Source organism: Bradyrhizobium guangdongense, from assembly GCF_004114975.1.
Lineage (GTDB): Bacteria > Pseudomonadota > Alphaproteobacteria > Rhizobiales > Xanthobacteraceae > Bradyrhizobium > Bradyrhizobium guangdongense.
On the sequence record NZ_CP030051.1, the window covers coordinates 6,524,082 to 6,549,931 of the forward strand.

At 63.9% G+C, this 25,850-nt stretch carries 22 protein-coding genes, 1 tRNA gene and 1 pseudogene; 5 read left to right on the forward strand and 19 right to left on the reverse strand.

Translation table 11 applies throughout. The features are described 5' to 3' along the window. The 4 genes and pseudogenes from X265_RS31180 to istB all read left to right on the forward strand — a co-directional run bounded on the left by X265_RS31180 (position 1) and on the right by istB (position 3,697). Entirely contained in the window at positions 1-924 is a 924-nt protein-coding gene (locus tag X265_RS31180; protein WP_128968297.1) for an HpcH/HpaI aldolase/citrate lyase family protein, read from the forward strand. Between the two features lie 5 nt (positions 925-929). Next, positions 930-1,277: an AEC family transporter gene (locus tag X265_RS31185; RefSeq protein ID WP_244659488.1), complete on the forward strand. Its 348-nt coding sequence runs from the start codon at positions 930-932 to the stop codon at positions 1,275-1,277. A 57-nt stretch (positions 1,278-1,334) separates the two neighbouring features. Beyond that, a pseudogene (gene istA / locus X265_RS31190) lies at positions 1,335-2,825 on the forward strand (IS21 family transposase); the annotation flags it as partial. 8 nt (positions 2,826-2,833) lie between these two features. Continuing rightward, positions 2,834-3,697 (forward strand): IS21-like element helper ATPase IstB, encoded by an 864-nt coding sequence (gene istB / locus X265_RS31195; RefSeq protein WP_128963210.1) that lies wholly within the window; start codon positions 2,834-2,836, stop codon positions 3,695-3,697. A gap of 556 nt (positions 3,698-4,253) precedes the next feature. On the opposite strand, the gene X265_RS40820 is transcribed toward istB, so the two are convergent. From X265_RS40820 to X265_RS31220, 6 genes are all read right to left on the reverse strand, one after another. Beyond that, positions 4,254-4,394 carry a hypothetical protein gene (locus tag X265_RS40820; RefSeq protein ID WP_164938877.1) on the reverse strand — a complete coding sequence of 47 codons (141 nt, stop codon included), beginning with the start codon at positions 4,392-4,394 and terminating at the stop codon, positions 4,254-4,256. A gap of 190 nt (positions 4,395-4,584) precedes the next feature. Continuing rightward, positions 4,585-4,764: a hypothetical protein gene (locus tag X265_RS31200; protein ID WP_128968298.1), complete on the reverse strand. Its 180-nt coding sequence runs from the start codon at positions 4,762-4,764 to the stop codon at positions 4,585-4,587. After that, the gene (locus X265_RS31205; RefSeq protein WP_128968299.1) at positions 4,757-4,975 is read right to left on the reverse strand and encodes a hypothetical protein; all 219 of its coding nucleotides are present in this window, start codon (positions 4,973-4,975) and stop codon (positions 4,757-4,759) included. The genes X265_RS31200 and X265_RS31205 overlap by 8 nt, the downstream gene beginning before the upstream one ends. A gap of 319 nt (positions 4,976-5,294) precedes the next feature. Continuing rightward, on the reverse strand, positions 5,295-6,761 hold the full coding sequence (locus X265_RS31210) for a tyrosine-type recombinase/integrase (protein WP_128968300.1): 1,467 nt from the start codon (positions 6,759-6,761) through the stop codon (positions 5,295-5,297). Between the two features lie 247 nt (positions 6,762-7,008). After that, positions 7,009-7,085, reverse strand: a tRNA-His gene (locus X265_RS31215). Between the two features lie 346 nt (positions 7,086-7,431). Next, positions 7,432-7,866: a phasin gene (locus X265_RS31220; protein ID WP_128968301.1), complete on the reverse strand. Its 435-nt coding sequence runs from the start codon at positions 7,864-7,866 to the stop codon at positions 7,432-7,434. Positions 7,867-8,511: 645 nt separating this feature from the next. Between X265_RS31220 and X265_RS31225 the strand changes: the two genes are divergently transcribed. Next, a complete protein-coding gene (locus tag X265_RS31225; protein WP_164938878.1) occupies positions 8,512-11,847 on the forward strand; it encodes a PAS domain-containing protein in 3,336 nt (1,111 codons plus the stop codon). A gap of 7 nt (positions 11,848-11,854) precedes the next feature. Here the strand turns inward: X265_RS31225 and X265_RS41570 are convergent, their stop codons facing one another. The 13 genes from X265_RS41570 to X265_RS40825 all read right to left on the reverse strand — a co-directional run bounded on the left by X265_RS41570 (position 11,855) and on the right by X265_RS40825 (position 25,763). Continuing rightward, positions 11,855-12,079 carry a hypothetical protein gene (locus X265_RS41570; RefSeq protein ID WP_244659350.1) on the reverse strand — a complete coding sequence of 75 codons (225 nt, stop codon included), beginning with the start codon at positions 12,077-12,079 and terminating at the stop codon, positions 11,855-11,857. Positions 12,080-12,330: 251 nt separating this feature from the next. Continuing rightward, a complete protein-coding gene (locus X265_RS31235) occupies positions 12,331-14,304 on the reverse strand; it encodes a methyl-accepting chemotaxis protein (RefSeq protein WP_128968304.1) in 1,974 nt (657 codons plus the stop codon). Positions 14,305-14,509: 205 nt separating this feature from the next. Further along, positions 14,510-15,682 (reverse strand): thiolase family protein, encoded by a 1,173-nt coding sequence (locus tag X265_RS31240; RefSeq protein ID WP_128968305.1) that lies wholly within the window; start codon positions 15,680-15,682, stop codon positions 14,510-14,512. A 204-nt stretch (positions 15,683-15,886) separates the two neighbouring features. Beyond that, positions 15,887-17,476: a phosphoglycerate dehydrogenase gene (serA, locus tag X265_RS31245; RefSeq protein WP_128968306.1), complete on the reverse strand. Its 1,590-nt coding sequence runs from the start codon at positions 17,474-17,476 to the stop codon at positions 15,887-15,889. A 218-nt stretch (positions 17,477-17,694) separates the two neighbouring features. Next, positions 17,695-18,867, reverse strand: coding sequence for a phosphoserine transaminase (locus X265_RS31250; protein ID WP_128968307.1), 1,173 nt, complete (start codon positions 18,865-18,867; stop codon positions 17,695-17,697). A gap of 79 nt (positions 18,868-18,946) precedes the next feature. After that, complete coding sequence (locus X265_RS31255) at positions 18,947-19,138, reverse strand: hypothetical protein (RefSeq protein ID WP_244659348.1); 192 nt, start codon at positions 19,136-19,138, stop codon at positions 18,947-18,949. A 172-nt stretch (positions 19,139-19,310) separates the two neighbouring features. Next, positions 19,311-19,775 (reverse strand): GNAT family N-acetyltransferase, encoded by a 465-nt coding sequence (locus X265_RS31260; protein ID WP_128968308.1) that lies wholly within the window; start codon positions 19,773-19,775, stop codon positions 19,311-19,313. A gap of 58 nt (positions 19,776-19,833) precedes the next feature. Continuing rightward, positions 19,834-20,424: a glutathione S-transferase family protein gene (locus X265_RS31265; protein WP_128968309.1), complete on the reverse strand. Its 591-nt coding sequence runs from the start codon at positions 20,422-20,424 to the stop codon at positions 19,834-19,836. A gap of 68 nt (positions 20,425-20,492) precedes the next feature. Continuing rightward, positions 20,493-21,371: an outer membrane protein gene (locus tag X265_RS31270; protein WP_128968310.1), complete on the reverse strand. Its 879-nt coding sequence runs from the start codon at positions 21,369-21,371 to the stop codon at positions 20,493-20,495. Positions 21,372-21,539: 168 nt separating this feature from the next. Continuing rightward, positions 21,540-22,391 (reverse strand): outer membrane protein, encoded by an 852-nt coding sequence (locus X265_RS31275; RefSeq protein WP_244659347.1) that lies wholly within the window; start codon positions 22,389-22,391, stop codon positions 21,540-21,542. Between the two features lie 228 nt (positions 22,392-22,619). After that, on the reverse strand, positions 22,620-23,873 hold the full coding sequence (locus X265_RS31280; protein WP_164938879.1) for an MFS transporter: 1,254 nt from the start codon (positions 23,871-23,873) through the stop codon (positions 22,620-22,622). Between the two features lie 157 nt (positions 23,874-24,030). Continuing rightward, complete coding sequence (gene glmM, locus X265_RS31285; RefSeq protein WP_128968312.1) at positions 24,031-25,374, reverse strand: phosphoglucosamine mutase; 1,344 nt, start codon at positions 25,372-25,374, stop codon at positions 24,031-24,033. Between the two features lie 221 nt (positions 25,375-25,595). After that, positions 25,596-25,763, reverse strand: a complete 168-nt coding sequence (locus X265_RS40825; protein ID WP_164938880.1) for a hypothetical protein — start codon at positions 25,761-25,763, stop codon at positions 25,596-25,598. Positions 25,764-25,850: the final 87 nt, after the last annotated feature.

The following is a 25,850-nucleotide window of genomic DNA, read 5'->3' on the forward strand; positions in this document are numbered from 1 at the left end:
ATGGTCCGTGCTCGGCCGACGCGGGCTTACCTGGCCGTTCCCGCCCACCGCGCCCGCCTGGTCGAGAAGGCCGCCGCTTCGGCGGCCGACGCGGTGTTCATGGATCTCGAGGATGCCGTGCCGCCGTCCGAGAAGGCCGCCGCACTGGACGAAGCGGTGCGGTCGCTCTCCACGCTCGATTGGGGCACCAAGACCGTCGCCGTCAGGCTCAATGCGATCGACAGCGCCTTCATCGATCAAGAAATCCGCGCGCTCGCGTCGCTGGCGAGGCTGGATGCGGTGATCGTGCCGAAGGCGGAGCGTGCGAGTGATGTCTGCGCGATCGCCGATCGGCTGCGGGCCGCGGGCGCGGATCGGCCCGCGCCGGTCGCGCTGGAATTGCTGATCGAGACGGCGCTGGGGCTCGTCAATGTCGACGCGCTGGCCGCATCGCACGAGAGCGTCCGAGCCTTACATCTCGGCGTCGGCGATTTCGCCGCCTCGATCGGCGCACGCTGCTCCGACGTCGGCATCTCGCCGGATGGCTACCGCCAGACCGGAACGGCGCAAACCGGCTACGCCTCCGCGCCGCTCGACCTGTTCGCCTATCCGATGATGCGCGTGCTGGTGGCGGCGCGCGCGTTTGGCCTCCGCGCCATCGACGGTCCGTGCGGCGCGTTCCGCGATGCCAGATTGACCGAGAGCACCGCGCAGAAGGCCGCCGCGATGGGTTTTGACGGCAAGCAGGTCATCCACCCTGATCAGATCGAACCGACCTTGCATGCATTCATGCCGTCCGACGCCGAACTGGCCCAGGCCCGGCGCATCCTCGAGGCCATGGCGCAGGCCGAAGCGCAGGGACAGGGCGCCGTGACGCTGGACGGCAAGATGATCGACTATGCCAATGTGCGCATGGCGCGCAGGATCATCGAGCTGGGGTCCTAGCGCGCATGGCCACCCTGTTGATCGTCGCGCCGGTGTTTGCGCTGATCGCGGCCGGCTATGCCTCGGTGCTGTTTCGCTTCGTCTCCGAAGGCGCGCACAAGGGCATCTCCGAATTCGCCTTCAGCATCGCGATCCCCGCGCTGCTGTTTCGCACCATCGTCGTGTCGGAATTCCCCGACGTCAGCCCCTACAGGATGTGGGGCGCCTATTACGGCGCGCTGGCGCTGACCTGGATCGCGGCGCTGCTGATTTCGGCAATCCTGCGCGAGGAGCGCGAGGACGGTGTCGTGTTCGCGTGTCGTTCGGCCTGCAATATTGACCCCCTAAGCCGGGGGATCGGCGTCCAAAATTGACCCCCTACAGATTGGTCTGTTGCGTTGCCTGCTTTGGAACGAAGCAGGTGGTGGGGGATGCTGATCGTGGAGACGATTGCCCGGATCCGGCGCGAGCACTTCATCAAGGGCAAGACGATCAAGGAGATCGCCCGTGACCTGAAGGTATCGCGGAACACGGTTCGGAAGGTGCTGAGGTCGGGAGAGACCTCCTTCGAGTACGAGCGGCAGGTGCAGCCGCGGCCAAAGCTGGGACGATGGGCAGCAGAGCTTGATGGATTGCTGGCGGCGAACGCGGCTAAATCGGCTCGCGAACAGCTGACGTTGATCCGGATCTTCGAAGAGCTGCGCGGCCGCGGCTATGACGGCGGTTACGATGCGGTGCGGCGTTACGCCAGGCGGTGGAGCAAAGAACGCGGGCAATCGACCGCGGCCGCTTATGTCCCGCTGAGCTTTGCCCCAGGCGAAGCCTACCAGTTCGACTGGAGCCACGAGGTGGTCTTGCTGAGCGGCACCACGGTGATGGTGAAGGCCGCCCATGTCCGGCTCTGTCACAGCCGCATGCTGTTCGTGCGGGCCTATCCGCGGGAGACGCAGGAGATGGTGTTCGACGCCCACGACCGGGCGTTCGCCCTGTTCAAAGGCACCTGCACCCGCGGCATCTATGACAACATGAAGACCGCCGTGGAGACGATCTTCGTCGGTAAAGGGCGTCTCTACAATCGCCGCTTCCTGCAGATGTGCAGTCACTATCTGGTCGATCCGGTCGCCTGCACGCCAGCGTCGGGCTGGGAGAAGGGGCAGGTCGAGAACCAGGTCGGGCTGGTGCGAGAACGCTTCTTCACGCCGCGGCTGCGGTTCAAAAACCTCGACGAGTTAAACGCCTGGCTGCTCGACAAATGCATCGCCTACGCCAAGGCTCATCGCCATCCGGAGCTGGTCGATCAGACGATCTGGGACGTGTTCGAAGCCGAACGCCCCAATCTCGTTCCCTATGCCGGCCGCTTCGACGGCTTCCATGCGGTGACGGCATCGGTCTCGAAGACCTGCCTGGTGCGCTTCGACAACAACAAGTACTCGGTCGCAGCCAGCGCAGTCGGACGCCCCGTCGAGGTTCAAGCCTATGCCGATCGCATCGTGATCCGTCAGGATGGACGCATCGTTGCCGAGCACCCGCGATCCTTTGGCCGCGGCGATACCGTCTACGACCCCTGGCATTATGTGCCGGTGCTCGCCCGCAAACCCGGCGCCTTGCGTAATGGTGCTCCCTTCAAAGACTGGGTGCTGCCGGCCGCGATCGAGCGGATCCGGCGCAAGCTTGCCAGCACCGACGATGGCAATCGGCAGATGGTCGACATCCTCAACGCGGTGCTGACTGACGGTCTGCCCGCGGTGGAAGCGGCCTGTGCCGAAGCGCTCAGTCACAGCGTCCATTCCGCCGATGTCGTGCTCAATATCCTGGCCCGTCAACGCGAACCCGCCCCACCGGCCAACATCATGACGCCGGCCGCACTGACGCTCCGTCATGCACCGATCGCCGATTGTGCTCGCTACGACAACCTCCGGAGGACCATCTGATGGAACGAACCCAAATCTTCGACCTCATGGGCGAACTCAAGCTCTACGGCATGAAGGCTGCCTTCGACGAGATCATGGCGACTGCCGTCAAGCGCCAGCACGAACCTCAGCGCATTGTCGGCGACCTGCTCAACGCCGAGATCAACGAGAAGCAAGCCAGGTCGATCAAATACCAGCTCACCATTGCCAAGCTGCCGCTCGCCAAGGACATCGCCGACTTCCAGTTCGACGGCACGCCGATCAATCAGACTCTCGTCAATGATGTCGCTGGCGGCGGCTTCATCGCCCAACAACGCAACGTCGTGCTGGTTGGCGGCACTGGCACAGGCAAAACCCACCTGGCCATCGCCATCGCCAGAAGCTGCATCCGATCCGGTGCCCGCGGCCGCTTCTTCAACGTAGTCGACCTCGTCAATCGCCTCGAGACCGAGACCCGCAACGGACGGCAAGGACGGCTCGCCGAGCATCTGACCCGGATGGACTTCATCGTGCTGGATGAACTCGGCTATTTGCCCTTCGCGCAGTCCGGTGGCCAGCTTCTCTTCCACCTCGTCAGCCGGCTCTATGAGCGCGCCTCCGTCATCGTGACCACCAATCTCGCCTTCGGCGAATGGCCGAGCGTGTTCGGCGACGCCAAAATGACCACCGCGCTGCTCGACCGATTGACCCATCACTGCGACATCGTCGAGACCGGCAACGATAGCTGGCGGTTCAAGAGTCGAGACGACGATCACGCCACCCGCGCTCGTCTCGCCTCCGCTATCCCGGCCAGCTCCGACGAGACGAGCGCTACCAGCAAAACCCGCCGCACGAAGGGGTCAAAATTGGACGCCGATGAGGGGTCAAATTTGCAGGCCGATTGACAATCAGCCTCAACAGACACCACCGAGCATTCCTTCCTTTCCTTCGAACACGTCACAACCTGCGTATTGTTTGGATAGGCAACGCCTGCACCCGTCAGCGTACCGGACACCTCTATTAGCTCGGGGCCATCAGAGAACATCTTCGGCGCGAACTTGATCAATCCTTCGGCCGCCTGTGCTGGAAAGGAAAACCCGACAATCAACCCGACGAAAAATATCCGCATTGAAGCCTCACGTTTAAGTCCGCGCGAGCGTACATCCTGACAGCCCGCGACATCTATCCCTAATACATGAACGGAGATGGGACGCTTATCCCTATAAGCATAGTTAGCCCAATAGTGGTCCAGCGAGCAGCTGCTTCGTGGAGTTAACCCCAGCCCTCACGTGAGAGAACGGCCGCACCAAAGGTTTCCGTCAGGACCCCTCGGGTGCGGCCTTCTCTTCCTGAAACGCAGCACATTGTCCGCTTAGAGGTGAACAGCGGTCTACGCGCGGACCCGCTGGAATGATCGCGATGGGCCAGCAGCAGACTCTGGCGCCAAAATGGGACAGTACACTAGTTCATCTTGGATTTTAGCTTTTCAACGAGCTCGCGCTGCTCCTCTATGTCCGCACGGATCATTTCACGCATCTCCTCTTGCGGAGAGAGCTTGTTGTTGTCGGCAATCGGCTTCTTTGGCGGCCGCTTTTCGATCATGGAAAACCCTTTAGGCTTACTTCGCCTTTACGTTCCGAGCCAAGTCGTCCTGGCCTTCCGCTAGCTTGTCATAAGCGTCTGCCATCCGGCTGTATTGAGCACTCGTCTCCGGGTCTTTCATCAGATCGCTCTTGGCTCGGAATTCTTCGGCTTGGTCGCGGTACCGCTTTGCGTTCGCTAAATAGTCCATTTAATCGCGATCTTCCCGGTACGCTTTGATTTCCGTCCGATACATCGCGTTCTCCATCACGCTGAGGCGAAGTGCCTCGCGACGATGCAGCTGTTCGGCCTGCAAGGCGAGCTTTGTCTTTTGAAGAGCTTGGCTCTCCTCGATGGCCAGCTGAGCACGATCAAGCAGCGGATCATTCATCCTGCGATGATGCCTGCGGCAAACTTCCGTTGCTATGTCCTATGTTATCTTCCTTATTTTGTCTCGGAAAAGGCTTGTAGGTCTCACGGCCGAGGAAGGTATCGGGCGTCGACTGCCTCAACACCTCCATAGCCTCGCGAACGGCCTCTCGCGCCATTTCGATGTGCGCGGCATCGCTTTGCAATGGGTAATGAACTCGACGGATCGGCATGGCGTGCTCCCTGTCTTGCAGGCGGGAGCACAGAAGCGTCTCTCAGCCATCGACGCCTACGGGCAGAGCCACGGCCGATGATGGGGAACAATTATCACAGCGGTCTAAAGGTTCCACGGAATCTCTATCCGGCACGGCGGCATCACGGCGTATTCCGCTTGGGGTCACAAGTAGACCTGCCGATCTTCTCAGGTCACGTCCGCTTCTCGCACATCAGCCGACATGGGTTAGATCCTGCCCCTCATGGATTTCCCTTGGGCCCATGCGAGCGCCTCACAGGACCGATGTTCTCACGCGCGACGCTATCCAGCAAACCCCATCAATCGAGCTTGTACCGAGGAAACTTCTTTAGCGCCTCGGCCATAGCGGCCGCGGTAGGCGCACCGTACTTTCTGCCTTCCGTGGCTTGAGTGTGCCCGGTTATCGCATCGTTCATCTTCTCAGGCATTCCAATCTCGTCAGCGCGGCGTTTGAAAGTATGTCGCCACGCATGGTTCGGACTGAGTTCAGGGTCATTGACGCCCAAGCCACGGACCCATTCCCCGAGGTGGGCTCGGGCGGTGTCGGCGCGCGACCGCGAAGGCTTCAACGGATTATCGCTCACTCGCTGCGGTGTCTTGTCGTTGTAGAACAGCGCGCCCTTCCCAACTTGCTTCACCATCTCAATGAAGCCTTGCCTGACGAGGTGCTCGTGAATAGGGACCGTGCGAGCCTTCGCTGTCTTGATCGTGCCTGCATCTGGCGTGAGCTTCATCACGAACAAGCCCTTGCGGTCCTCCACGTCGACGCCCCGCAGCTGCGTGATTTCTCCAGGCCGCGCTCCCGAGTATGCACACAGCCACGGCACCCAGCGGCGCGCCCGCTCAGTAGGCGTGGCTGGCTTCTGAATGGACAGGCTCGCTTTGAGGATAGTGCTTGCCTCTGAATCGGTGAAGCTGCGGCCCTCCTCGCGGGTCTGCACCCTTCGCGGAACATCCACCCGCACCTCCTTGAAGGGATTCTGCGCAATGCGCTTGTGTTCACGAGCCCAGCCAAAGACGCGCCGAGAGGACGACAGCCACACCTCGCGTACCGTGATTGCCTGACGCTCCTCAGTAATCAGGCCGTGCACCCATTTGCGCGCGGCGTCCTCCGTGATCCCATTTGCCCCCACGTCGGCAAACTCTCGCTGCATCTCAAGGAAAACCGCGCGCCATCGAGACACCGTTTTGGGTGCAGGCTTCGTTGCGAGCACAAAGGCCTCGAAAAGCTCCCAGCAACTCACTCCTGATGAGCCAAGCCGGGATCCATCTGTGAACGGCGGGAAGGCGTCTGGGGTGTTATCGCGCGAGTAATCACCTTCCGCCCGTCTCTCAAGGAGCGACAGGGCGGGTAACAGGTTGTCGCTAACGGCGTCCACGAAGAGCGCGTACGCGGTAGCATTCAAAGCCCTACCCTCGCTGGCAAGGAAACTTGCTGTGCGCGCCAGCTCAGCCACATGCGGCCGCACCGCCTCACGAACCTCGGGCGCCTTCTCCCAGTCGCAGTGCGGGTCTGAGCCGGGGTCTTCCTCATAACTTTGAGGGGCCTCATCCCGCAGCACATCCCACACGAAGTAGTTGGCCGTTTCTCGCCAACGGCTCGCCGGCCCGGGATCATCCTCGTACTGCTTCACGAACCAGTTGTACCATCGTCCGGCAAGCGCGATTGCGTTGAGTTTGGTGAGAGGCTGGCCCTTGCCATTGCGCTGGGCTCGGAGTGTGGCAATGCGCGTCTCTACCTCCGCTTCCCACTCGGCCTTGCGCATCTTTGCCTCGTGCCAAGGAGTGTCCGCAGGAAGCTTGAGGTGAGCTTCACGTTTGACGCCGTAGAGGCGGTGGTACTCGACACGAACATCCTAGGGGATGCCTTTGCGGGCAAACCATCGCCCATCCGAAGCACGACTTAACGCAGCCATTCGCAATGCCATTTGTGACGCCTTTTGTATTTTAGGCGGCGCAAATACATCAGGTCTATCAGTAAGATGCCGGGATTGCAGGGCAATTCAACTGTGCTGGTACAGTTGGGTGGGCTCGAACCACCGACCTCCTGTTCCACAGACAGGCGCTCTAACCAACTGAGCTACAACTGCATCCTTGCGAGCCGCGCCTTGGGGCGCCCTTGAAAAGGGGCTGATGCCGAGGGGGCTGGACGGGGCGGAAACTAGGTGCAACGGGGGTTTTTGGCAAGGCCGCAAAGGGCGTTATTTGCCTCCAAAAGCGCGATGAAAATCGCGGGATTCGAGCGGCTGGCGGTGGTTTACCTCGTGGGACCTGAACCCCTCACCCGGATCCCGCCGGACGATGCTTCGCATCACCGGGCGGACGATGCTTCGCATCGCCGGGGCCGTGCCGACCTCTCCCTTTGGGAGGGGTGAAGAAAGAAAAACCCGGGCTGGTGGGCCCGGGTTTCCTGATTGGGTCGATCCGCCGGGTTGATCAGGCGGCGGGATTGTAGAGCTTGGAGGCGCCGGCCTTGATCGGCTCGGCGGTCTCGGCGGCGACGCGCTGGGTCAGCTCGACGAGCTCCTTGGCCTGGGCCTGGAAGGTCTCGAGCTGGGTCTTGGCGTGGCCGGTCCAGAGCTGGAAGGCGTCGGTCGGCGATTTGGTGCCGAGCAGCTCCTGGGCGAAATCGAGATGGGCCGTGGTGTTGGCCTTGGCGAATTCCATCAGCTTGGCGGTGTACTCGCTCACGCCCTTGCTCGCCGAGGCGAACACGGCTTCGACGGTGCCGTTGTGGGTTTCGGCGGCGTCCTTGAACTTGGCGTAGGTCTCGCGGGCCTGCGACACGCCCTTTTCGGCGAACGCACGCATCTGCTCGGGAACCTCGAACGGGATGATCGAGGCAGAAAACGGATCAGTCGCACCTGTCATGGTTGGTCCCTCTCGATAATGAAAAAATGGAGTGAGCCTTCTGGCGCGCCCGCCGGCCCAACCGGGGGCCATTTCTTGTTACGAGGTGGCGGGTACGAAAGACTGGATACGCAAAACAAACGAGATGTCTCGTCCAGCGCCCAGCAATATGGCTGCCTAACATGTCAACATTGTGCAGCGCAATGCGTGCGCGGGGTGCGTTGCGATAATTTAATCTCAAGGCGAGGTTCCTGCGGTGAGGAACCGGGGGTTGCGGATTTCGCCTGCGGGCCCGGACTCCATTGAGCGGCAGCGTTCTCTCGGTTGACCTGCTGCGTTCTATCCATCGACCACGGATACCGATTGCTGGGCCACCCCTCTCCCTAGCCCTCCCCCACAAGGGGGAGGGAACGCACTTTTCTCCGGGTGGCCATTGCGCCCTGGAATGACGGCCAGCGCGTAGGAGAGCCCCGCGGATTCCTGCGGATGCAGCGGTCGCGCGGCTTGCGGGTTCAGCCGCATTAAGGTTATCGCGGCATTAGGACACCCCTCATAGGCTGCGGCCGTGGACCTGCCCGCGCCCACGGGCGATACTAACTCTTTCTTAAGGCTGCCATTCCGGTCAGCCCGGCGTGACGCGTGACAGCGAGACCTGAAGCCTTCCCGATGACCAATTCGGATTTCCAGTTGCGAGGCGTCGGCGATCCCAGGCTGTCCGTGCATGCGACCTCACCCCTGCCGGCCTGGCTGTGGTCGCCCGACGGCACGCGGGTGCTGTGGGCCAATCCGGTCGGCGCGACATTCTTCGGCGCGGCCAATGCGGCTGCGCTTGCGCAAAAGACCTTCGGCCCCGCCGACGTCCATCGCCGCCAGGTCGCCCGGCTCGGTCGCCTTCTGTCCGCGAGCGGCGCCGCCAGGCTGGAGCGGCTGCGCGGCTTCGGTGCGAAGCTTGGTGCGCTGATGACCTGCGCCTGCGCACGGCTCTCCTTTGCCGACGGGAGCGAAGGCGTGCTGGTCACCGCGATGGATGCAGCCGCGCGCAGCATGCCGCTGGTCGAGCGGCTGCATCGCCTGGTCGACGGTGCTGACGTGCCGATGGCGGCGTTCGCGCCAGATGGCATGTTCGCCGGCGCCAGCGAGGCGGCACGCGCCCTGCTCGGCTTTCGCGATCTCGGCGACGCCGGGCTCGAGCAGGCGCGCAGCGACGCACTGAGCAAAGGCCGCGTCGAGATGCCGATCGGCATCGGCAAGATGGTGCTGCAACGGGTCGGCGCCGGCGCCGATGTCGGTCTGGTCGCGCTGATCGAGCCCGCGGTGGCGCAGGCTGCTGAGAGCGTGCCCGAGGCTGCGCCCGATGCGCCGCCCGAGCCGGCGCAACAGGAGATTCCAGCGGCGGACGCGCATGATTCCGGGATCGCGCTGTTCGACCCGTTTGCCGAGCCGGCCGAGACGCCCGCGCCCGCCGAGACGCCGGTCCCCACAGAGACGCCGCCCGAACCGGCAGTCGAAACGGTAGCGGAAACGCCGGTTGAAAACCCGCCTGAAGCCATCGTGCCGCCGCAAGCTGCGCCGATCACCTCACCCATGGTCGAGCCGCAGCCCCGAGCGGAGACACCGCGCCAGCATCCGCTGCGTTTCCTCTGGCAGATGGATGCGGAGGGGCGCTTTATGCTGGCTCCGGGCGAATTCATCCGCCTGATCGGTGCGCATACCGCGGCCCGCTTCGGCCGGCCCTGGCGCGAGATATCGGAGGATTTTTCGCTCGACCCCGACGGGCGCGTCGCGCAGGCGCTGGCGAGCCACGACACCTGGGCTGGCATCACCGTGAACTGGCCGGCCGACGGCGGCGAACATCTGGCGGTCGAGCTGGCCGGCCTGCCGGTCTATGATGTCGAGCGCAACTTTGCCGGCTTCAAGGGTTTTGGCGTCTGCCGCGATCTCGATGCGCTCAACCGGCTCGATGCGCTCCGGCGGTTTGAGCTGCTCGCCGCTGAGCACGGCCCTGCCGCCGATGTGGCCGAGCCTGAAACCGAAGCACCTGCGGTCGAGGCATCGCCGCCGCCGGAGCCTGAACCGCCGACTGCAATTGAGCCCGAACCGCCCGCACTTTTCACCGAAGCGAATTCACACCCAACCGAGCCGGAAACATCAGTGGAAACGCCTCCAAATGTCGTGCCGTTCCGCGCACCCGGTGATCTCAAGTCACAAACCGACCAGAGACCGCCGACGCTGACGCCGGTCGAGAACAGCGCGTTCAACGAGCTGGCGCGGCAATTGTCCGAGCGGCTCGAACGCGAGCGCGAGCAGATGGCCTCCGTTGCGGCCGAGCCGCCGGCGGACGAGATCGCGCCTGAAGCGGTGATGCCGCATGATGCGGTCATCACGGAGCCCGCGATCTCGGAGCTCGCCGCGCCGCCCGCCGCCGCGGCCGAATGGCTGACCGAGCCGGCGCCGCCCGCGCGCGGCGACAGCGCCCGCGACCGGACGCTGCTCGATCTGATGCCGACGGGCATCCTGATCTACCGGCTCGATCGCCTGCTCTACGCCAACCCCGCCTTCCTCGCGCGCATGGGCTATGCCGACCTCGCCGCGCTGGAAGAGGCCGGCGGGCTCGATGCGCTCTATGTCGAGCCGGGTGTTTCCGCGGCCAGCAGCACGTCGCAATCGGGCACGCCGGTGACGATCAGCGCGACTGTCGCTGACGGCGAAGCGCCGCTGGCGACCACGGATGCGCATCTGCACACGATCGACTGGAACGGCGAAAGCGCGCACGCGCTGATCTGCGCGCTGCCGCAAGTAGCGCCCGTCGTCGTGGCGCCGGTGGCTGCGCCGCCCGTCGCCGCCGAGACCGAGGTCGACGAGCCCGTCATCTTCGCGCCCGAGCCGGAGGCGGGCGAAGCCGAGGCGGAAGATCTCGCCGCGATCCTCGACACCACGGCCGAGGGCATCGTGATGTTCGATGCCGAAGGCAACATCCACGCCTGCAACCGCAGCGCCGAGGCGCTGTTCGGCTATGACGGCGAGGCGCTGCTGCAGCAGAATTTACTGACGCTGTTCGCGCCCGAGAGCCAGCAGGTCGTGATGGATTATCTCAACAGCATCAGGAGCCAGGACATCGCGAGCCTGCTCGACCACGGCCGCGAGGTGCTGGGCCGCGAAAAGAAGGGCGGCGTGCTGCCGCTCGCCATGATCATGGGCCGCACGCGGCCCGACGGCCCGAACTTCTTCGCCGTGTTCCGCGACCTGTCACACGCGAAGAAGGGCGAGAGCGAGCTGACGCAGGCGCGACGCCTGGTCGACGGCGCGGCGAATGCCAAGGCCGACATGCTGGCGCGGATCAGCCACGAGATCCGCACGCCGCTCAACGCCATCATCGGCTTTGCCGAGGTGATGATCTCCGAACGCTTCGGCGCGCTCGGCAACGAGCGCTACGGCGAATACATGAAGGACATCCGCGCCTCCGGCGAACGGGTGATCACCATCATCGACGATCTGCTCGAGCTGTCGCGGATCGAGACCGGCAAGCTCGATCTGAATTTTGCCAATGTGAATCTCAACGACCTGGTCGAAGCCTGCGTCACCGTGATGCAGCCGCAGGCCAATCGCGAGCGCATCATCATCCGCACCTCGCTCGCGCATGCGCTGCCGCAGGTGACGGCGGATGCGCGCGCGCTGCGTCAGGTGACGATGAATCTGATCTCCAACTCCATCAAACTGGCGAGTGCCGGCGGCCAGGTCATCGTCTCCACCGCGCTCAACGACCGCGGCGAGATCGCGCTTCGCATCCGCGACACCGGCCACGGCCTCAGCGAGACGGAAGTCGCCGCCGCCATGGAGCCGTTCCGCACCCCGCCGCCGGGGGACGCCGCCGACAGTTCCGCGCTCAGCCTGTCGTTGACCAAGGCGCTGGTCGAAGCCAACCGCGCCCAGTTCAACATCAAGAACGCCGGCCAGGGCACGCTGATCGAGGTGACGTTCGCGCCGGTGACGGCAAGGGCGTAGCAAGAACCTAGCGCTTCGCCGGCGGGCCGCTCTTGTTGCCGGGCAGGCCCTTGATGTTCGACGGGTCCTGCTCCTGCACGGTGGGATTCTGCGTGGCCGCGCCGACGGTTCCCGACTTCGCGGGCGGACCGTTCTTGTTGCCGGGCGCTCCCGCGATTCCGGCGCCTGAATTCTGCGCGCTGGGCGATGTGGCAGCACCACTGGTCTTGTCAGCGCTGCGGTCTCCCGGCATGGACGTCGCCGCACCCGGCTTGTCCTGGTCTCCGACATAGCCCGAGGCGCCGGAATTCTGCGTCTTGATGCCCTTGTCGGCCTCGTTCTGCACGTTCTGGTTCTGCGCCATCGCCGGCCCGGCCAGCAGCGGAGCCGTCAGAAGGATAGCTGCCATTATCGTCCGCATGAGCGTTCTCCTCGACCTCGCCCCGTCGCGCTTAACGCCCGGCGACGCAAAGATTTCCGAGCCGACGCGAATAAGCTTGGCGCCTATGCCGCGCGCACCGTCTCGAGGAACTTGCCGACCTCGAACTTGAGGCGGTTGCTGTCGCCGGACAGGGATTTCGCCGCCGACAGCACCTGCGTCGACGCCGAGCCGGTCTCGACCGCGCCCTGCCTGACATTGCTGATATTGGCGCTGACCTGCGTGGTGCCGGCCGCCGCGCTCTGGACGTTGCGCGAGATCTCGCTGGTCGCGGCGCCCTGCTGTTCGACGGCGGATGCGATGGTGGACGAGATCTCGGACAGGCGCTCGATCGTGCCGCCGATCGTCCTGATCGCACCGACGGACTCGTTGGTGGCGCCCTGGATGCTCGCGATCTGCTGACCGATCTCGCCGGTCGCCTTCGCGGTCTGCTCGGCCAGCGCCTTGACCTCGGACGCGACCACGGCGAAGCCGCGCCCCGCCTCGCCGGCGCGCGCGGCCTCGATGGTGGCGTTGAGCGCCAGAAGGTTGGTCTGGCCGGCGATGGCGTTGATGAGCTCGACCACGTCGCCGATCCGCGCGGCCGCCCTCGACAATTCGCCGACGCGATCGTTGGTCTGGCCCGCCTGGCTGACGGCCTCGCCGGCGATGCGCGCGGACGCCTGCACCTGGCGGCTGATCTCGTTGACGGAAGCGGTCAGCTCTTCCGCCGCCGATGCCACCGACTGCACGTTGGTGGCGGCCTCTTCCGAGGCGGCCTCGACCAGCGTGGCAAGCTCGGTCGACCGGCCCGCGGTCGAGGTCAGCGAGGTCGCCGACGCCTCGAGCTCGGTGGCAGCGGAGGACACAGTCTCGACGATCTCGCCGATTGCGCCCTCGAAATCATCGGCCATCCTGATCATGTCGGCGCGGCGGCGCTCGGCGGCGAGCCTGTCCTGCCTGATCTTCTCTTCGGCTTCCGCGCGTGCCTTCCGCTCGGCGTTGATCTTGAACGTCTCGACGGCCTGCGCGATCTCGCCGATCTCGTCAGGGCGGCCGAGGCCGGGCAGCACGATGGCGAAATTGCCCTTGGCCAGCTCGATCATCGCCGCCCGCATCAAAGCGAGCGGTTGCGAGACCGAGCGGCCGATGAAGACACCGAGACCCAGCACGGCACAGGCAATGAGCGCGATCGCCACCGCGATCCAGAACTGGATGCTGGCGCGCTCGGTCTCGTTGAGCCGGTCGGCCTCGACGCGCATGCCTTCGACCGATTGCGAGACCTGCTCGATGACGGGCTCGACCGCCGCGAACGCTTCCGACATCGCCTTCAATTCCGTCGCGAGCTTGAGCGCCGTCTCCATCCAGGCGGAGAAGTCGCGTTGATAGTCCGACAGCTTCGCGCGCAGCTCGGCCTTGGCGGCCTCGGGAACGGCGGCGGCGTCGACGGTACTTGCGAATTCCGAGGCGCGCTTCTTCATCTCGCCGCCGTATTTGGCATCGCGACGCAGCATGAAATCCTTCTCGTGCCGGCGCATCATCAGCATGATCACCTTGAGCGGCGCATCATGCAGCTGATCCACCTTGCTCTCGATGTCGTGGACGGAAGCGCGCAGGCGCCCCTCGAGGCCTGAATTCTCGTCGAGACCGAGACGCTGCCGCTGCTCCACCACCGCGTCGAAGCGGGCTTGATAGGTCTTCAGCGACGACTTCATCGCGTCGATCTTCTGCACCAGCTCGACGTTGCCGAGGGCCGCAATCCTGTCGCGAAGCTTCTCGATGTCGAGGGCAACCTGCTTGCCGATCTCGATCTGGCGCTGGACCTTGCCTGCATCGTTGCGCAGCAGGAAATCCTTTTCGGCGCGGCGGCCTTCGAGCAGCTCAACCGCGATCCGGCCGTTCAGCTCGGAGATCCCGCGCGCATTCTCGGCGACGGCGCGCGACAGGCCCATCGCCCGCTCGCCGTAGAGATGAATACCGCCGATGAGGAGGACACCGACGAGGCCGATGACGCCGATCGCCGTGATCTTGTGGGTGAGACGAAGAGAGAGGAGCCGCATCTTGGTCGCCAAGCCGGTTGGGATGGATGCGGTCGATGAGACGCTAACCCGTAAAAGCTTCCGTTAATTTGCGGACACGTACTAATACGTGCATTCCGCCACAAATACTCCCTTTATGCACGGCGGCGTGCACAAGAGTGGTCGCAAAAACACGGCGCTCATGGCGCCGTGTTCCCATCTTGAAAGGTCCGGTGAGGCAATCGCCTCAGCTGTAGATCTCGAACAGGCCGGCGCCGCCCTGGCCGCCGCCGATGCACATGGTCACGACGCCCCACTTCGCCTTGCGGCGCGCGCCTTCCTGGAGGAGGTGGCCGGTGAGGCGGGCACCGGTCATGCCGAACGGATGGCCGATCGCGATCGAGCCGCCGTTGACGTTGTACTTGGCCGGATCGATGCCGAGCTTGTCGCGTGAGTAGAGGCACTGGCTGGCGAAGGCTTCGTTGAGCTCCCAGAGGTCGATGTCGTCGATCTTCAGGCCGTGACGCTTGAGCAGCTTCGGCACCGCGAAGATCGGACCGATGCCCATCTCGTCCGGCTCGCAGCCCGCCGCCGCCCAGGCGACGAAGCGGCCCATCGGCTTGAGGCCGCGCTTCTCCGCGTCCTTGGCCTCCATCAGCACCACCGCGGCGGCGCCGTCGGAGAGCTGGCTGGCATTGCCGGCGGTGACGAACTTGCCCGGTCCCTTCACCGGCTCGAGCTTTGCCAAGCCTTCCAGCGTGGTCTCGGGGCGGTTGCATTCGTCGCGATCGACGACATAGTCGACGATGCTCTCGGCCTTGGTCGCCTTGTCGACGACCTTCATCTTGGTCTTCATCGGGACGATTTCGTCCTTGAACTTGCCGGCCTGCTGCGCGGCCGCCATGCGCCGCTGCGATTCCAGCGAATATTCATCCTGGTATTCGCGGCTGAGCTTGTAGCGCTCGGCGACGATGTCGGCGGTGTCGATCATCGCCATGAAGATGTCGGGCGCGGTCTTGAGCAGGTCCGGATCGACAGCTTCCTTGGGCAGAGGCCCGCCCGGAATCGAGATGCTCTCGACGCCGCCGGCAACGATGCAATCGGCGCCGTCGGAACGGATCGAGTTCGCGGCCATCGCGATGGTCTGCAGGCCCGAGGAGCAGAAGCGGTTCACCGAGACGCCACCGGTCGACTTCGGCAGGCCCGCGAGCAGCGCCGCCTGGCGGCCAATGTTCGGCGCGCCATGGGCGCAATTGCCGAGATAGCAGTCCTCGACATAATCCTTCTCGACGCCGGCGCGGTCCACCGCATGATGAATGGCGTGCGCCGCGAGCGACATCGGCGGCGTGATGTTGAACCCGCCGCGGCCGGATTTCGCCAGGCCCGTGCGCGCATAGGAAACGATGACAGCTTCACGCATTGTTTTCTCCCTTGTCGAATGTCTTGAACGGAGCGTTCTGGCGCCATTGGTACACTGAGATAGCCGGCTGCGGAAAACAAAAACGCCGCCTCCGATGAAGGAGACGGCGTTGTTCCGCGGGTCGGAATATATCGGCGACAGGCAATATGGAATCCCGCTCTGCCGGCTCGCTGTGTCACCTCTCCCTTCGGGAGAGGTGAAGGATCAGAACGTCAGCGCCTTGACCTGCTTGACCTGCGGCAGGGTCGCCACCTTGGCGAGCAGGTCGGCCGGCACCGCGCCGTCGACCTCGACCAGGGCAATGGCATCGCTGCCGGGCGCGACGCGGCCGAGATGGAAGGTCGCGATGTTGAGCTTGGCGTCGCCCAAGAGGCTCGCGAACTTTCCGATGAAGCCCGGCTTGTCCTCGTTGGTGACATAGATCATCGACTTGCCGAACTCTGCGTCGACGCGGATGCCCTTGACGTCGACCAGCCGCGGCTTGCCGTCGTGATAGACGGTGCCGGAGACCGAGCGCTCCTGGCGTTCGGTCGCGACCGTGACGGTGATCAGGCTCTCATAGTCACTCTGCGCGGCGCGCGTCACCTCGTCCACCACCATGCCGCGCTCCTTGGCGACGACGGGCGCGGACACGACGTTGACCTCACCCAGCATCGGCCGCAACAGACCGGACAGCACCGCGGAAGTCAGCGCCTTGATCTTCATTTCGGCGACGTGACCCTCATAGGTGATCGTGACCTTCGAGATGCCGGTGTCGGTAAGCTGGCCGGCGAACGAGCCGAGCTTCTCGGCGAGCGTGATGAACGGTTTCAGCTTCGGCGCTTCTTCCGCGGTGATGGACGGGAAGTTGATCGCGTTGGAGATCGCGCCGGAGATGAGATAGTCCGACATCTGCTCGGCGACCTGCAGCGCGACGTTCTCCTGCGCTTCCGTGGTGGAAGCGCCGAGATGCGGCGTGCAGATCACGTTGGGGTGGCCGAACAGCACGTTCGATGTCGCGGGCTCCTCGACGAAGACATCGAAGGCGGCGCCGGCGATGTGCTTGGCGTTGAGCGCATCGACCACGGCCTGCTCGTCGACGAGACCGCCGCGGGCGCAGTTGATCAGGCGCACGCCCTTCTTCATCTTCGCGATCGCGGCCGCATCGATGATGTTCTTGGTCTTCTCGGTCAGCGGGGTGTGCAGCGTGATGAAATCGGCGCGCTTGAGCAGGTCATCGAGCTCGACCTTCTCGACGCCGATGTCCTTGGCGCGCTCCGGCGACAGGAACGGATCGAACGCGATCACCTTCATGCGCAGGCCGAGCGCGCGGTCGGCGACGATCGAGCCGATATTGCCGCAACCGACCACCCCTAACACCTTGCCGGTGATCTCGACGCCCATGAAGCGGTTCTTCTCCCACTTGCCGGCCTGGGTCGAGGCGTCGGCCTGCGGGATCTCGCGGGCGAGCGCCAGCATCAGCGTAATCGCGTGCTCGGCAGTCGTGATCGAATTGCCGAACGGCGTGTTCATCACGATGATGCCCTTGGCCGTGGCAGCCGGGATCTCGACATTGTCGACGCCGATGCCGGCGCGGCCGATCACCTTGAGGTTGGTGGCCTTCTCCAGGATCTTGGCGGTCGCCTTGGTCGCGGAGCGGATCGCAAGGCCGTCGTAATTGCCGATGATTTCGGCGAGCTTGTCCTTGTCCTTGCCGAGGTTGGGCTGGAAGTCGACCTCGATGCCGCGATCCTTGAAGATCTGCACGGCAGCGGGCGAGAGCGCGTCGGAAATGAGAACTTTGGGTTTGGTCATGGGGATGTGTCCTTCACCGTCCCTAGGGGAGGATCGGCCCCAGGGGGAAAACATGAGTGACTTGGAAGCTTGTTGCTCTCCCTCTCCCCGTTGTTACGGGGAGAGGGTTGGGGTGGGGGCAGCCACAGGCGAACTGCTCGTGGAGAGAGCCCCTCACCCGGATCGCTGCGCGACCCGGCCTCTCCCCGTAAGAACGGGGAGAGGCGAAGAACGAAAACTTACGCCGCCTTGGCGAGCTGCGCCTTGGTCTCGGCAAAGGCCCAGTCGATCCACTGCGTCAGCAGCTCGACGTCCTTGGCTTCGACCGTGGCGCCGCACCAGATGCGCAGGCCTGCCGGCGCATCCCGGTAATAGGCGAAGTCGTAGCCGGCGCCTTCCTTCTCGACGAGGGCGACCAGCTTCTTGGAGAACTCGGCCTGCGCGTCGTCCGACAGCGAGGTGATCGCCGGATCGGTGAATTTCAGGCACACCGAGGTGTTGGAGCGGATCGCGGCATCCTTGGCCAGGAAGTCGATCCAGGGCGTCTTCGCCTTCCAGTCGGCCAGCACCTTGGTGTTGGCATCGGCGCGGGCGATCAGCGCCTTGAGGCCGCCGATCGACTTGGCCCAGTTCAACGCGTCGAGATAGTCCTCGACGCAGAGCATCGACGGCGTGTTGATGGTCTCGCCGACGAAGATGCCCTCGTTGAGCTTGCCACCCTTGGTCATGCGGAAGATCTTCGGCAGCGGCCAGGCCGGCTTGTAGGTCTCGAGCCGCTCCACCGCACGGGGCGACAGGATCAGCATACCATGCGCGGCTTCGCCGCCGAGCGCCTTCTGCCAGGAGAAGGTGACCACGTCGAGCTTGGCCCAGTCGAGCGGTTGCGCGAACGCGGCGGAGGTCGCGTCGCAGATGGTCAGGCCTTCGCGGCTCGCGCTGATCCAGTCAGCATTCGGCACGCGCACGCCTGACGTGGTGCCGTTCCAGGTGAAGACCACGTCGCTCTTGGGATCGACCTTGGAGAGATCAGGAATTTCACCGTAGCCGGCGTTCAGCTTGGTGACGTCCTTGAGCTTCAATTCCTTGACGATGTCGCTGACCCAGCCTTCGCCGAAGGATTCCCAGGCGAGTGTGGTGACGGGCCGTGCGCCGAGCAGCGACCACAGCGCCATCTCGACCGCGCCGGTATCGGAGGCCGGTACAATGCCGATGCGATAATCGGCGGGCACTTCAAGCACTTCGCGCGTCAGATCGATCGCGAGCTTGAGCTTGGTCTTGCCGACCTTCGCGCGATGCGAACGGCCGAGCGCTGCGTCTTTGAGATTTTGGGCGTTCCAGCCGGGGCGCTTGGCGCAGGGGCCGGAAGAAAAATGCGGCACGGTCGGCCGCGAAGCGGGCTTCGCTACAGTCATGATCTACCCTTCCAGATAGTAAGCCTCCCGTTGGGGGGAGGTGTCCCGCCGCGGCTGATACGGGAATCGGGTAGACCAGTCAAGAAACTTCCGGCGGCTCACGACGGAGTGAAGGTAATTCCGGCGCGATGTCAGGGCTTTCCACGGCAGCGAGCGCGTTCAGCAAGTCCGTGGCTTCGCTGATCAATTGCGCGGCGCGGCGGCGGCTGCCGACTTTCAAAATGCATTTGTCATTGGCCTGCACAACGTAATCGTTGCCGACCTTGATCATGGAATAGCTTGTCATCGAAATCCCCGAACCGCCCGAGCCGGGTGTCTGACGCTGCGTAGCACCGTTCGTTCCTGGTTCCACATGAAGGTCGAACGGGTAGTTTATCAGCTGTTAAGATGAACGAATGCGCGATCCGAATTCGCTGATGGCGCAACGGCCGCGGCGCACTGCCTCAAAAGCGGACAGTCATGCCGACATGACTCGCTGTGAATCCGAGCCGCTTGTAAAAACGCTGCGCATCCGTTCTCGTCTGATGCGTCAGCAGTTCGACGAGGTTGCAGCCGCGAGCCTTTGCTTCCGCCACCGCCCACCGCACCAGATGTTCGCCGATGCCGCGGCTGCGACAATCGGCGGCAACGCGGACATCCTCGAGCAGACCGCGAAGGCCGCCTTGCGAGCTGATGCCTGCGAGCACCGCGAGTTGCAGGCAGCCGACCACCCTGCCCTCGCTCTCGGCAACCACGAGCGTAAGATTGGGATCGCGCTCGACCCGCTCGAACGCCTGATCATAGACGGCGGGAAGCGGATCCTCGAGGCGCTCGCGCCCGCGCCCGAGGTGATCGTCGGCGAGCATCGCCACGATCGCGGGGACATCCCCGCGGCGCGCGGGGCGGATGGTGACGGACTTATCGTTCATCAGACAACTCCAATGCTCGGCACGAAAGGCTCGGCGCGAAAAGCTCGACGCGAAGGGCTCAGCGCGCCGGCGGCAGGCCGAGAAAGGCCTCGGCTTCGCCGATCCAGCGGCGAACGGCCGGATAGCGGCCGAGATCGAAGCCGCCTTCATGCGCAACGCGGGTATAGGCGAGTAGCGAGACGTCGGCGAGCGAAACCGTCTCGCCAGTGAAGAAACGGCTCGACGCCAGATGCTGCTCCATACGATCGAGCGCCGCATAGCCGCGCTTGACCTTGTCGGGATCGAGTTCGGAGGCATCCTTGCCGAGATAGACCATCTGGAAACGGCATACCGCGATGTAGGGCTCGTGGCTGTACTGCTCCCAGAACAGCCACTCGTCCATCTTGGCGGCGGCAAAGGCGTCGTGCGGGATCAGCGCGCTGTCACGGGCGAGATAGCGGATGATGGCATTGGACTGCGCCAGCGTGCGGCCGTCGTCGAAAGCAATTGTCGGCACCTGGCCGGCGCCGTTCATCTTCAGAAATTGCGGCGTGCGCGTCTCGCCTTTGCGCGTGTCGATCTCGATCCAGCGATAGGGCAATGCGAGATGATCGCAGACCCACTTCACCTTCAGACAATTGCCCGAATTGCTGTCGCCGAAAACCTGCATCGCCGCCGCCCCGCTTTGGGCGCCAGAGCATCAGGACGAAGGGAAGCTGTCAACAGGCAGGGGACGGCTCAGAACTTGTAACCGGCGCCGAGGCGAAAATTGTTCAGTCCGACTTTGATGTTCTTCACGTCCGAGAAGCCGACATGCTCCCATTCACCGCGAAGCAGGAAGTTGCCGCAGATCGCGTATTCGAGACCGATACCGGCGGTCCAACCGTACATGAAGGCGTTCGTGCGCTGCTCGACGCTCGACCAGGCGCCTGTATCGATCGTGTCCTGATGATGGGTCGTTGTGGCGATGCCGCCAACCGAAACCGTAGTGTCGTAGTCGTCGTGCTTGACGTAGGACACGGTCGCGAAACGCGACACTTCGGCGCGCCCAATGGCCAGGCCGCCGAAGGCATAAGGCATGAAGTCGCCGCCATCCCAACCGATCCGACCGCGGAACGTGGCGTAGTCCTTGAGCTTGAGCGAAGCACCGCCGCCGAGCGTGGTGACGTAGGTATAGGTATGGCCCGTCGGGCCCGCTTCGCCGGGGAGGATCCGCGTCATGGAGTCGCTGGCCGTACTAGAGACATCCTGTAAATAGGTGTAATTGGCTTCGACGCCCATCACGGCGTCGTAGAACTGCCAGTTCTTGCCTACAAAGGCGCCGAATCCGGTCGACTGCACGTGGTTCTTCGGCAGCAGCGACCAGCCGCCCACCGGAGCCTGCAGGATGCTATTGCGAAGCATGAAGTCGGTCATCGACTTCGGGGCGCGGCTGAAATCAATGTCGGTCGTGGCGAAGCCGAACTGGCCGCCGACATAGAAGCCGTCCCAATTTTGGGTTGTCTTGGACAGGCCGTCGGTGAAGCCGCCGCGCAGGACGGGCAGATCCGGCATGTCGGCCGCGTGTGCGGCGGACACAGATCCGAACACCACCGCCACCAACCAAAGCCTACGCATTGCAACGCTCCATCGAAACTCGAACTGTCGCGATGATCATGGCTCGTTAACCTTAACCAATGGTTGCGTCCGGCGTTTTCGTCGCCGCTCGCCATGAAAAATATGCAAAGCAAAACGGCGCGGGATGATCCCGCGCCGTTAAGAGAGGTTAAGCGATCAGGCTGCCGATCAGCCCTTGGTGACGAGCGGCGGCGGCGGCGCGTAAACCGGCGGGTTGTCGAGATTCCAGCGCACGCCGAGCTTCAGGTCGTGCGAGGTGATGTCCTTGAACTTGAAGACGTTGCCGGTGGTCCCACCGGTGTAGTCCGACAGAACGCCGGTCTGTCCCGGACCCAGGTCGACGTAGCTGTAGGCGAGTTCGAGGACGAGGTTCTGATTGACCTTGTAGGCAAGACCGGCGTGGGCCGCCCAGGCGAAATTCCACTTCGAGCCGGTGGGTGCGCTCGCGAAGCTCGTGTTTCCAACCGCCAGGTTGTTGATGCCCGTGTCGGTGAAGTTCGCGATCGAAACGCGCGCGCCGCCGACGCCCGCGCCGATGAACGGGGTGATGCACCACCAGGTCCCGAGGTCGACATACGCGTTGGCCAGGACCAGCCATTCGGATTTGCTGGCGCTGTAATTGTCGATGCCGCTGTAAGGCACCCCGCCTGCGGTTCCGGTGAAACGATCCGTTCCCTTGAAATTCGCATTGCCGCGGTATTGCCCGGTCACGTCGGCACGGAACCAGTTGTTGAAACGGTAGCCGGCGCCGACGCCATAGATGCCGCCGGTGTCGAACGACGTTTCCTGGTTGAACGAGGTGAGCTGCGAATAAGCCGACTCGCGGCCGTAGCGCAGTTCGCTCGTCTTCTGATTGCTGAAGCCGATATCGCCGCGCAGATACCAGCCGCCGAAGTCAGCCGGCGGAGCCGGCGGCGCGTACATGGGAGGGGGAGCGGCGATCGGCATATCGGCGGCGAACGCCATCGACGAGATCAGTGATGCCGCACCCGCGGCAAGGAGAGACTTAACGCTACGCATTGGCTTCGTCCTTATGGCCGGTGAGGCAAAATACGGGCGCCTCACGTTCTGGAAACTCACGAGCCGGACGATGGCAGCAAATGCTTAAGCGCCACTTAACCCTAATTTTTAAGGTTGATTTTTTCTCACTCCACACGCGGATGCGGCGCGAGCGTTGCAAAGATGCAGCAGCTGCGCGCCGCAATTCCTAACGATTGATGAAGCCGCAATGCAGCGAAACGGGATTTGTTAACGCGCGTGGCGGGGCAGCTTGGGCAGGAACACCGCCAGCAGCCCGATCGCGGGAAGGTAGGCGCAGACCTGGTAGACGAACTCGATCGAGGTGTGGTCGGCAAGCTTGCCAAGGACCGCGGCACCAAGGCCGCCGATGCCGAACGCGACGCCGAAGAACACGCCGGAGATCATGCCGAAGCGATGCGGCACCAGCTCCTGCGCGAACACGATGATCGACGAGGTTGTCGAGGAAATGATGAGACCGATGATCACCGACAGCACAGCGCTGGCATAGAGTCCGGCAAAGGGCAGCGCCAGCGTGAACGGCAGCGCGCCGAGGATCGAGATCCAGATCACGATCTTGCGGCCGAAGCGATCCCCTAACGGCCCGCCGAAGAACGCGCCGACCGCATTCGCGGCGAGGAAGATGAAGAGATAGATCTGCGCGGTCTGCGTCGACACGCCGAAGCGGTCGATCAGGTAGAAGATGTAATAGCTCGACAGGCTCGAGACGTAGAGCTGCTTCGAGAACAACAGCGCCACCAGCACGAGCAGCGCGATCGCGACGCGGCGCGAGTTCGGCGCATCGGGGTGGACCTCGACGGAGGCGGTCTTCTTCGCCTTGATCTGCGGCGCGTACCAGCGGCCGATGCGCCAGAGGATGACGATCGCAAGGCCCGCGATCGAGGAGAACCAGGCGATGCTGCCCTGCCCGAACGGCACGACGATTAGCGCGGCAAGCACCGGGCCCATCGAGGTGCCGAAACTGCCGCCGAGCTGGAACACCGATTGCGCAAAGCCGTAACGGCCGCCGGAGGCGAGCCGCGCGATGCGCGCCGATTCGGGGTGGAACACCGCCGAGCCGAGACCGACCAGCGCGGCGGCAATCAGGATGACCAGATATTGCTGCGCGATGCTGAGCAGCAACAGGCCGAAGAAGGTCGAGGCCATGCCGATCGCCAGCGAATAAGGCTGCGCCTTCTTGTCGGTGTAGTGCCCGACCAGCGGCTGGAGCAGCGAGGCCGTGAACTGGAAGGCCAGCGTGATCATGCCGATCTGCGCGAAGTCGAGCGCGTAGGTGTCCTTCAGGATCGGATACACCGAGGCGATCAGCGACTGCATGGTGTCGTTGAGAAAGTGCGAGAAGCTGATGCCGGCGAGCACGATATAGGCCGGTCCCGCGATCGTCTTGGCGGTGGCGGGCGCGACGTCGCTGACGACAACGGGCTCGGTCAGCGTTTCCTCTGAGACGACGACTGGCTTGTTCAATGCAGCGATCCCGGCGCGGCAGATTGCCGCGACCCCACAGCTACGATGGGAGCGGCCGCCAAACCAGCGTCAATCGCAAATGGCTGGGATGCACGGGTCTTTCACCTCTCCCCGCTGGGGAGAGGTGAAGGACCGCGTCTGCGGAAGCAGTCTCGGCTTACGCCGCGGCCTGGCCCAGCGCCGAGACGATGGTGTCGACGACGTCCTCGACCAGGATGCGGTCCTCGCCCTCGCCCATGACGCGGATCACGGGCTCGGTGCCGGAGGAGCGGATCAGGAGGCGGCCGTGGCCGTTGAGGCGCTTCTCGCCGTCGGAGATCGCCGACTTGACGTCGGAATCGTCGAGCGGCTTGCCACCCTTGTGGCGGACGTTCTTGAGAATCTGCGGCAGCGGATCGAAGCGATGGCAGACCTCGGAGACCGGGCGGCGCAGCTTCTGCACCACGGCGAGCACCTGCAGCGCGGCGACGAAGCCGTCCCCGGTGGTGGCGTAGTCGGACAGGATGATGTGGCCCGACTGCTCGCCGCCGAGATTGTAGCCGCCGTTCAGCATCTGCTCGAGCACGTAGCGATCGCCGACCGGCGTGCGCACGAGATCGAGTCCCTGCCCCTTCAGGAAGCGCTCGAGCCCGAGATTGGACATCACGGTCGCGACGATGCCCGGACGCGACAGCCGACCGTCGTCCTTCCAGCTCTGCGCGATCACCGCGAGCAGCTGGTCGCCGTCGACCACGTGACCGCGCTCGTCGACCAGGATGACGCGATCGGCATCGCCGTCCAGCGCAATGCCGATGTCGGCGCGCATCTCTCGTACCTTCTTCGACAGTGCTTCCGGCGAGGTCGAGCCGCAATCCTTGTTGATGTTGAAGCCGTCGGGCTCGACGCCGATCGGCACCACGTCGGCGCCCAATTCCCACAGCGCTTCCGGCACCACCTTGTAGGCGGCGCCGTTGGCGCAATCGATCACGACGCGAAGTCCGTCGAGCGAGAGATCGCGCGGCAGCGTGCGCTTGGCGAATTCGATGTAGCGGTCATGCACGCCGTCGATACGGCGGGCGCGGCCGAGGCTCGCGCTCTGTGCGAGCCGCTTCTCGATGGGCTCGTCGAGCAGCTGCTCGATCTGCTTCTCGACGTCGTCGGAGAGCTTGAAGCCCTGCGGGCCGAACAGCTTGATGCCGTTGTCCTCGAACAGATTGTGCGAGGCCGAGATCATGACGCCGAGATCGGCGCGCATCGACTTGGTCAGCATCGCCACCGCCGGCGTCGGCATCGGGCCGACCAGCAGCACGTCCATGCCGACCGAGGTGAAGCCCGCGACCATGGCGTATTCGATCATGTAGCCTGACAGCCGCGTGTCCTTGCCGATCACCACCCGGTGGCGGTGCTCACCGCGCTGGAACGCAAGGCCCGCGGCCTGGCCGACCTTGAGCGCGAGCTCCGGCGTGATCAGTCCGTTGGCGCGGCCCCGGATCCCGTCCGTCCCGAAATATTTGCGGCTCATATCGTCCCCCAGGCAACAACCAGGGATCCCCAACACAACCTGCGGGTGCCTTAGCGGGCCCCGCATCCCCTGATTTGCTAAGGCTCTTATAAAGCCATTGCGGATAAGTTGGCTTCAAAAAATATGATGAATCATTACGGAACCGAGCTGGAGGCCGGCACGGTAAGATATTGTTAATACTATGCTTCCAGCGCGAACCCGGGAAGCCGGGGGAACCGCTGCTAATCCGAGCGCTTCACATGGCTGTCGCCGCGGGTCGGCGCCGGCTGGGTGACGTTGACGGGATCCGAGCCCGGGAACGTCTCTTCCAGGCCCTCCTCCAGCGCGTCCTCGAGGGCCTGCTTCTCCTTGATCTCATCAGGCGAAGGTCCGGCGTGCGGCTTGGTCATGGCGTGCCTCCCGCAAACGATTTGGCTGCGCATCCAACCATGCTAGATGACCCTTCAATCTTCCGATGCAAGACTTCCGATCTGAGA

What these genes read in the sequence shown, in the direction of transcription:
- X265_RS31180 (WP_128968297.1), top strand. Translation starts at nt 1, where the DNA reads ATGGTCCGTGCTCGGCCGACGCGGGCTTACCTGGCCGTTCCCGCCCAC.
- X265_RS31185 (WP_244659488.1), top strand. Translation starts at nt 930, where the DNA reads ATGGCCACCCTGTTGATCGTCGCGCCGGTGTTTGCGCTGATCGCGGCC.
- istB (WP_128963210.1), top strand. Translation starts at nt 2,834, where the DNA reads ATGGAACGAACCCAAATCTTCGACCTCATGGGCGAACTCAAGCTCTAC.
- X265_RS40820 (WP_164938877.1), bottom strand. Translation starts at nt 4,394, where the DNA reads ATGATCGAAAAGCGGCCGCCAAAGAAGCCGATTGCCGACAACAACAAG.
- X265_RS31200 (WP_128968298.1), bottom strand. Translation starts at nt 4,764, where the DNA reads ATGAATGATCCGCTGCTTGATCGTGCTCAGCTGGCCATCGAGGAGAGC.
- X265_RS31205 (WP_128968299.1), bottom strand. Translation starts at nt 4,975, where the DNA reads ATGCCGATCCGTCGAGTTCATTACCCATTGCAAAGCGATGCCGCGCAC.
- X265_RS31210 (WP_128968300.1), bottom strand. Translation starts at nt 6,761, where the DNA reads ATGCGCAAGGCCGAGTGGGAAGCGGAGGTAGAGACGCGCATTGCCACA.
- X265_RS31220 (WP_128968301.1), bottom strand. Translation starts at nt 7,866, where the DNA reads ATGACAGGTGCGACTGATCCGTTTTCTGCCTCGATCATCCCGTTCGAG.
- X265_RS31225 (WP_164938878.1), top strand. Translation starts at nt 8,512, where the DNA reads ATGACCAATTCGGATTTCCAGTTGCGAGGCGTCGGCGATCCCAGGCTG.
- X265_RS41570 (WP_244659350.1), bottom strand. Translation starts at nt 12,079, where the DNA reads ATGCCGGGAGACCGCAGCGCTGACAAGACCAGTGGTGCTGCCACATCG.
- X265_RS31235 (WP_128968304.1), bottom strand. Translation starts at nt 14,304, where the DNA reads ATGCGGCTCCTCTCTCTTCGTCTCACCCACAAGATCACGGCGATCGGC.
- X265_RS31240 (WP_128968305.1), bottom strand. Translation starts at nt 15,682, where the DNA reads ATGCGTGAAGCTGTCATCGTTTCCTATGCGCGCACGGGCCTGGCGAAA.
- serA (WP_128968306.1), bottom strand. Translation starts at nt 17,476, where the DNA reads ATGACCAAACCCAAAGTTCTCATTTCCGACGCGCTCTCGCCCGCTGCC.
- X265_RS31250 (WP_128968307.1), bottom strand. Translation starts at nt 18,867, where the DNA reads ATGACTGTAGCGAAGCCCGCTTCGCGGCCGACCGTGCCGCATTTTTCT.
- X265_RS31255 (WP_244659348.1), bottom strand. Translation starts at nt 19,138, where the DNA reads ATGATCAAGGTCGGCAACGATTACGTTGTGCAGGCCAATGACAAATGC.
- X265_RS31260 (WP_128968308.1), bottom strand. Translation starts at nt 19,775, where the DNA reads ATGAACGATAAGTCCGTCACCATCCGCCCCGCGCGCCGCGGGGATGTC.
- X265_RS31265 (WP_128968309.1), bottom strand. Translation starts at nt 20,424, where the DNA reads ATGCAGGTTTTCGGCGACAGCAATTCGGGCAATTGTCTGAAGGTGAAG.
- X265_RS31270 (WP_128968310.1), bottom strand. Translation starts at nt 21,371, where the DNA reads ATGCGTAGGCTTTGGTTGGTGGCGGTGGTGTTCGGATCTGTGTCCGCC.
- X265_RS31275 (WP_244659347.1), bottom strand. Translation starts at nt 22,391, where the DNA reads ATGCGTAGCGTTAAGTCTCTCCTTGCCGCGGGTGCGGCATCACTGATC.
- glmM (WP_128968312.1), bottom strand. Translation starts at nt 25,374, where the DNA reads ATGAGCCGCAAATATTTCGGGACGGACGGGATCCGGGGCCGCGCCAAC.
- X265_RS40825 (WP_164938880.1), bottom strand. Translation starts at nt 25,763, where the DNA reads ATGACCAAGCCGCACGCCGGACCTTCGCCTGATGAGATCAAGGAGAAG.